Source organism: Paenibacillus sp. 598K, assembly GCF_003851045.1.
Taxonomy (GTDB): Bacteria; Bacillota; Bacilli; order Paenibacillales; family Paenibacillaceae; genus Paenibacillus_D.
On record NZ_BFBX01000084.1, the window covers coordinates 20,687 to 27,684 of the forward strand.

The window sequence follows — 6,998 nt, forward strand, 5'->3', positions numbered from 1 at the left end:
TATTACTTCCTAGTTTAACGGAAAGCGCCATAGATTTCATCTCTTTTTTCGGCCAAGCTCCTTGGGGGGCGCGCCTACGCCATCGCAAAGACGTCCCGCGCCTGCACATGAGGACGCGGAACGTCGCTGTTCGGGAAAAGCTCGGATTACATCGGTTTACATCGAGTTACAGTTCCAGGCTACAGCTCGGTGACGGTGTAGCCCTGTTCGCGCAGCTGCGTCACAATCCCGCTTGGTCCGACCATATGGGCGGCGCCGACGACGATGAAGTAGGTTTTGCCTTCTTGATCATCGAGATAACCCTTAACTTTATCTACCATGCCCTTGTTGCGGTCGGTCAGCATCGCGTCCATATACTCCCCGCTTGGTCCGAACTGCTCGGTCAGCTCGGTCAGCAGCTCATGGTCGCCGTCGATCCACATCTGGATCATATGGTCGATCGTAAATTGCGCATTCTCGTCGGGCCCTGCGTTATAAGCGGCAATAGAACCCTCGAGCATCTGCAATTGCAGCTCATCGGAGAAGCTGTTGAACATCTTCAGCTGCAGCTCCGCGCTCTCCAGCTCCAGGATCGGCAGCTTGCGCTGCTTGGCCTCCTGCAGGAAATACATATCGATACCGAGGTCGCCCTCATAGCCGGCATCGCCAATCTGCAAGTAGTCGATCGTGGTCGAGACCATCCACGGCTTGAAGACATCAAAGGAGTCCTGCGGCAAGCCCAATCCCTTCAACAGCTCGCCAAGAGCAGCATAGGTCTCGGCAGGAATATGATCCTTCAGCGTCGTGCCATCCTGGTACATGCCCAGCTCGGCGGTCAGCGCCTCCATATCCTGGCTGACATCGGAGATATCCAGCTCCACGCCCAGATAATCCGACGCCGCGAACGCTTCCTCGATCTCCGCGCGCAGCGGATACATGTCCGAGTCGGCTACGTGAATCGAGCCCAGCAGATAGACATCGCTGCCTTCGCCCTCGGCCTTCCACAGGAAACCCTTGCTGCCTTCGCCAGCAGCTTCTTCGCCTTCCTGACCTTGTTCGCCTGCTGCGCCCTGCAGTTGAATCGCACGCTGCTGCGCATCCCAGACGACACGGTATCCGGCTGCCTCGCCGAGCGCACGCACAGGCACGTAGGTGACATCCTTCAGGCTGGCCACGGCTGCCGGCAGCGTCACGGCGTTGCCGTTCACGGTCGCTTCTTTGGCGCCTATCTGTAAAGAGATGGACAAGTCGTCATTTTGACCGGTAATGGTGCGGGTCGACGCATCATAGCCGAGCTTCAGACTCATCTGCTCGAACAGCGGCTTGACCGGCACCAGAGTGACGCCGTCCTGCAGTACCGGCTGCGCAGCGCCCAGTTCTACCTGCTGCTCGCCATACCAGAGCGAGATCGGACGCTCGGCGGCAGCGACAGCGCCTACCATGGAGAGCATGAGGACGAGCGAGAGACAGAGGGACATTATTTTTTTCATAAGTGCAACGATCTCCTTTGCGACAATAATAGTTGGGACCTTAGACAACACACAACATAGACATTGGCTGACCCGTCTTCGGGAGCAAAATGCTCTTGCTCGCGCATAGGCTGGGGGGGACAGTGCCCATACGGCGCCCCTATCCCGATATAACCATAAAAGGTACACGCTAACCCGAGGACTTACTAGGCACATAAGAAGGGCTCATGAATAGAATACCATAACTTTGAGTACGAAGGAGAGCTTAGCATGTCAAATCCCAATCTGCCGAATATTACGCCAACGATTTCGTTGTCTCGCGACGAAGTGCTTAACCTGATCTTTTCGTCAATTGCCATGGAAGAGCTCGGCTTGGCACATATCATCAATGCGGAAGGGGAAAAGATCCAGTTTGCCCTCGGGACGTTGCCCGGATCTACCCCTGCTACGCTGGAACAAGTGCTCGAGACGAATGACAGTGTACAAGCTATGATGGACACGGTCTTCCGTCAGGAAATGATGCTCGAATCGAAGCTGCGCACGGCGTCGACCCTCCCTTCGATGATCGGCCCTGCCGGACCGACAGGCGCCACCGGGCTGTCCGGCGCTGTCTTAAGCGTGGATGGCCAGACAGGCGACGTTACGCTGAACTTCCTGCCCTTCACCGACAACCTGCCCTCCGGCAACAGACTGGGGCAATACATCGCGGCAGGGGTGTACAGCTCGGATGGTACGGGCGGATCCGCGCCATCGGATCGACCGCCCTCGGTGCCTGAACCGGCAGTCTGGACGCTGTATGTCTCACGGGTCGGCGATTATGTGCAGCAGATCTATGTCTCCGACCAGGTCTTGTACTATCGCAGCAGCACGACCGCCGGGGCCAATTGGTCCGACTGGGTGGAGATCGGCGCGCAAGGGCCGACCGGCGCGACGGGGATCGGTCTGACCGGGGCGACAGGCGTCACAGGCGCCACCGGCGTGACTGGAGCAACCGGACTCATGGGGGCTACCGGCGCGACAGGCGCGACCGGAGCCACAGGGGCCGCAGGGGTGACCGGAGCCACAGGTGCGACCGGCGTGGCTGGAGAGACCGGGGCGACTGGAGCTACGGGACGACTGGAGCTACGGGCGTCACCGGAGCAACCGGGCTCACGGGGGTCACTGGACTTACCGGCGCGACAGGGGCGACAGGGATGACCGGGGCGACAGGCGCAACCGGGCTCACGGGAGCGACAGGCGCGACAGGCCTGACCGGGGCGACGGGGGTGACGGGGCCGACGGGCTCCCTTGGGGCGACGGGACCAACGATTATTTTCAACAATGCTGTCTTCCAACCTATGGGCGAGCTTACCGCTACAGGCGATCCCACGTTGTTGGAGACGGTGTACAATAACAACCCCGCCAATATTCAACTGAACCCGGATAGTCTTGGCATCACCTTGCTGCCGGACAGCTATTACTATGTCTCCTACAGCATTCGAGTTGCGGTCCCTCTGGCAGTCACCGGAGATATCAAATGCGAATTGCTAGTCCTGCTGGACAACGAAGTGCAGCGACTATGCGCGATCGAGCAGCAGACGCTTGCCCCGGGCGGGGTAGCTCCGGGAGAGTTTACGATGGCCGCAAGCGGGCTGATTTCTACAGAGGCCAACACGACCCTGTCGCTTACCAGCTCCTACGTGCTGGAGAATCCCGTTGCCGCGCCCTCGTTTAATGAAGGTTTCTCAAGTATAACGATCGTCCAGATTATGTAGGCTAATACCTCGATCTTGTGTAAAAAGGAGGAACTCATCGCATGTCACAACCGAATGTGCCCAATATCACGCCTACAATTACGTTAACCCGGGATGATGCCGTCAACTTATTGCTCTCGTCCATCGCTATGGAGGAGCTTGGCTTGGCGCATATCATAAACGCAGAGGGGGAGAAAATCCAGCTTGCGCTCGGAACCCTCCCCGGCTTGAGCGGCCCGCCCGCATCGATCGATCAAGTGATGCAGGTCAACAGGAGCGCCCAAGCGATTCTTGAGACCATCTTCCGTCAGGAGATCATACTGGATTCCAAGCTGAAGACCACGACCGCCCTCTCTCCCGTAGCTGGCCCTGTCGGACCGACCGGACCGACAGGCACAGCAGGCGGCGTACTGAGCGTCGACGGTCAGACCGGAGAGGTCATCCTGCATTATTTGCCCTTCTCCGACGCGCTGCCTGGCACCCCCAATCTGGACCAATATGTCGATGCAGGGGTCTATAGATCAGAGGGTCCAGACGCTCCTGACCCCTTGAACACCCCGCCGGTCTTGCTGCCGGCGGTCTGGACGCTGTATGTCTCCCGAGTCGGAAATTTCGTACAGCAGCTGTATACGTCCAACCTGGTCTTGTACTACCGCAGCAGCACGGACATTGGAGCGAGCTGGACCCCCTGGCTGGAGATCGGCAGGCCGGGAAGCACCGGAGCTACGGGTATTGGTCCAACCGGGGCTACCGGAGCTCGCGGGCGCACAGGCGCGACCGGAGTCACCGGCGCGACGGGCGCGACGGGGGCTGCCGGGGCTAGCGGGGCTACAGGCCTTACAGGAATCGCTGGCGCCACGGGCAGTACCGGAGCGACAGGAGCGACAGGCGTGACAGGCGCCATCGGGATTACGGGGGCTACCGGAGTTGGCGGGACGACGGGCGCAACAGGCGCCACGGGCGCGACGGGCTTGACCGGCGCCACCGGCTTAACAGGCGCGGCAGGCATCACCGGAGCGACAGGAGCTACCGGCGTACCAGGAGCGACAGGCGTTACGGGCGTGACCGGGGCGACAGGACAGAGCGGCATCACCGGCCCCTCTCCGATCGGCAACAACGCCGTATTTAGTCCTACTGGCCTTATCCAATCGATATATAATCCCATTAATTTTACGCAGGTGTTCAATAATAGTCCCGCAACGATATCTCTGCCCGAACCGCCTGAACAGCCCGATTATATCATCGTGTTGCCCGACACCTATTACCTTGTATCCTATAGTTTCAGACTTCGAGTGAATCCTGTTGCGGCAGGGACCGTTAAGGTGGATATCTTCGTTGTCACTGGAGCCACCCTGCAACGAATGAGTGCAATCGAGGAACAAAGGATTGGTCCTGACCCCCTTGCCCCAGGAGAGTTTACTGTGCAAGGAAGCTGTCTCGTCCATACCAACATTAATTGGGACCTCGCTGTAATTACATCCTATCTGACCGATATAGCCGGGAGTCAAATCGAGTTCGTCAATGAATTATCCAACCTATCAATTATTCAAATCATGTGATGGTCCACTTACGGCACGCGCCCAGGTGAGGGCGCTGATCTCCAGCGGTACGCCCGCGGCTCCGTGCAACGTGGCGGCGCAAGCATGCGTCGTGCTGCCTGTCGTATAAATATCGTCCACAAGCAGGATGCGTACCGGTCGGCGGACGCCTGCTACGGTATAGAGATGCTCAAGATACCCGGGACAGCCCGGCGCCGGGGCGAACAGTCCCGCCATCTCGGCGATGCGGGCTTCGCGGTTTTTGTGACTCTGCCGGCCAGAGTCTCGCGTCCGCATCAGCAGCGGGGCGTAAGGGAGCCCTCCATGCTCGGCCAGTCCTGCGGCGAAGCGCTCCGCCTGATTGAACCCCCGCTCCTCCAGACGCTCCGCGCTCAGCGGCACGAAGGCGATCGTATCCCAGCTCCAGGCCGCGTCTCCCGTCGCCCGTCTGCGCTCGGTCAACATATGATCGTACAGCGGGTAGAGCATGCTGTGCAGCAACGGCCCTGCCGATTCGAGGCCGCGATATTTGTAATCGGCCAGCCATTCTCGCATCTCCGGCGTATACCGGACAGCGCTGCGATTCCACAGGAGATGGCCATCCTCGCGGCGCGAGCAATCCGGGCAGCGCTCCGGCCGACCGCAAGCGTAGCAGCGGATCTCATGCGGCTGGATCCAGCCCGGCTTGCTCCGACAGTCCGGGCATAGCTGCGCGTGGATCCGGGGGTGCAATTGCAGGATGCTCTGTGCGTCGTCCCTATTCGGCGCGCCGGATCTCGGCCCCTGCGCGTTGGGAGCTGTGGCAGCCCGCAGCGTGTGGAGTCCAGGTCGAGCCATCCTGCCGCACATCAGGCAGTCAGGATACTGCGGTGCCAGCAGCCGCAGCGTCCCCTTGAGCCAGCGTACAGCCCGCTGATAGAGCGGGATTTGCCAGATACTCATCTTGATATCGCTCCTCCCTACTATGCCAGACCGTGGCAGACGGCGGGGCAGGCTTCACGAAGCTTGCATGCTGTGCCGGGCTCTCACTCCTCTGATGGCAACAAATAGCCCTGACGTCGCGCAAGCCGATTCATATGGCGAATCTGCCGGACAGCGGATGCCTGGGCGCGATTGCGCGCCGGACTGCCGAAGACGACGCGACCGCGCGGATCGTCGCCCGACCGGCCCGCCCGACCGGCCATCTGGATAAGCGAAGCGTCGTCGAACAGCTTGCCGTCGGCGTCCAGGATGAAAACATCGCTCCGGGGCACGGTGACGCCCCGCTCGAGGATCGTCGTCGTCACCAGCAGCCGGATCTCGCAGCTGCGGAAGCGCAGTACGCGCGCCGTCCGGTCGGGGTCCTGCGAGGAGGTGCCTTCGATCAGCGTGCCGGGGAATAGACGTCGCAGCAGCGCGACCAGCGGCTCGATCTGGCGGATGCGCTGGACGAACACGAAAAGCTGCGCTCCGCGCCCGAGCGACACCTCGATTGCCCGGCGTAAGGTCGCCGGCAGCAGCCCTCGCTTCAGCAGCTCATCGACCGACGGCATGCGCAGCAGCTGCGGCACTGGCAGCGGATGTCGATGGTAGCGCACCGGCACCGAGGCATGCGGCAGTCGCCCCCGCCGGGCCGCTCGCCGCAGCCGCTGCGGCGGCGTCGCCGACAGCAGCACCTGCACGCCTTGCAGTGCTCGCGCCTTGTCGGCGGCGTAGTAGAGCATCTCGTCGTTATGGAAGGGAAAGGCATCGATCTCGTCCACTACAACCAGGTCAAACGCCTGCTCGAACCGCATCAGCTGATGCGTCGTCGCCAGCGTGATCGCGCCCTGCTCCCAGCGCTGCTCGCTGCCGCCATAGAGCGTCGCGACGGACGCCTCGGGGAACGCCCGGCGGATGCGCGGATCGAGCTCCAGCACGACGTCGCGGCGCGGCGTCGCGACGAGCGCCCGGCCGCCTCGCCGCAGCACCGAGTCGATGAGCGGGAAGATCATCTCGGTCTTGCCCGCTCCCGTCACGGCCCACAGCAGGAAGGTGCGCTCGCGGTCGCCCGCCTCCGGCGCCCGCTCGATATAGCGCAGCGCCTGCAGCGCTGCGGCCTGCTGCGCCGGGCTAAGCCCCCAGCGCTGCAACCGCCCCTCCGCCGCCTCGTCCCCGGCGGCGCCCAGCGGCTGCCCGTGCGCGCGAACGCCGCGCACGAGCAGCTCGCACTCGCGTGCCTTGCCCATGGTCAGGCACGCTTCGCAATACGCGCACCTGCGGCCGCATCCGCCGCAGGGCGTCCGGCGCAGCCGCGCGCC

The 6,998-nt window shown here is 61.7% G+C and carries 6 protein-coding genes; 3 read left to right on the forward strand and 3 right to left on the reverse strand.

The features are described from left to right. Positions 1-179: 179 nt before the first annotated feature. Positions 180-1,469: a TraB/GumN family protein gene (locus PA598K_RS23085; protein WP_185602182.1), complete on the reverse strand. Its 1,290-nt coding sequence runs from the start codon at positions 1,467-1,469 to the stop codon at positions 180-182. A 249-nt stretch (positions 1,470-1,718) separates the two neighbouring features. On the opposite strand from PA598K_RS23085, the gene PA598K_RS37400 reads away from it, so the two are divergent. From PA598K_RS37400 to PA598K_RS38825, 3 genes are read left to right on the forward strand one after another with little or no spacing between them, the layout of a single operon-like run. Beyond that, positions 1,719-2,645, forward strand: coding sequence for a pyocin knob domain-containing protein (locus PA598K_RS37400; protein WP_221414170.1), 927 nt, complete (start codon positions 1,719-1,721; stop codon positions 2,643-2,645). After that, positions 2,642-3,202 carry a collagen-like protein gene (locus PA598K_RS37405; RefSeq protein WP_221414171.1) on the forward strand — a complete coding sequence of 187 codons (561 nt, stop codon included), beginning with the start codon at positions 2,642-2,644 and terminating at the stop codon, positions 3,200-3,202. Before PA598K_RS37400 ends, PA598K_RS37405 begins: the two co-directional genes overlap by 4 nt. A 41-nt stretch (positions 3,203-3,243) precedes the next feature. After that, entirely contained in the window at positions 3,244-4,740 is a 1,497-nt protein-coding gene (locus tag PA598K_RS38825) for a pyocin knob domain-containing protein (RefSeq protein WP_128659233.1), read from the forward strand. Here PA598K_RS38825 and PA598K_RS23100 read toward each other — a convergent pair. Together PA598K_RS23100 and PA598K_RS23105 are read right to left on the reverse strand one after the other, a co-directional pair. Further along, positions 4,720-5,661: a ComF family protein gene (locus tag PA598K_RS23100; protein WP_128659234.1), complete on the reverse strand. Its 942-nt coding sequence runs from the start codon at positions 5,659-5,661 to the stop codon at positions 4,720-4,722. The genes PA598K_RS38825 and PA598K_RS23100 overlap by 21 nt on opposite strands. Before the next feature lie 83 nt (positions 5,662-5,744). After that, on the reverse strand, positions 5,745-6,998 hold a 1,254-nt coding region (locus PA598K_RS23105; RefSeq protein WP_128659257.1), incomplete at its 5' end, for a helicase-related protein.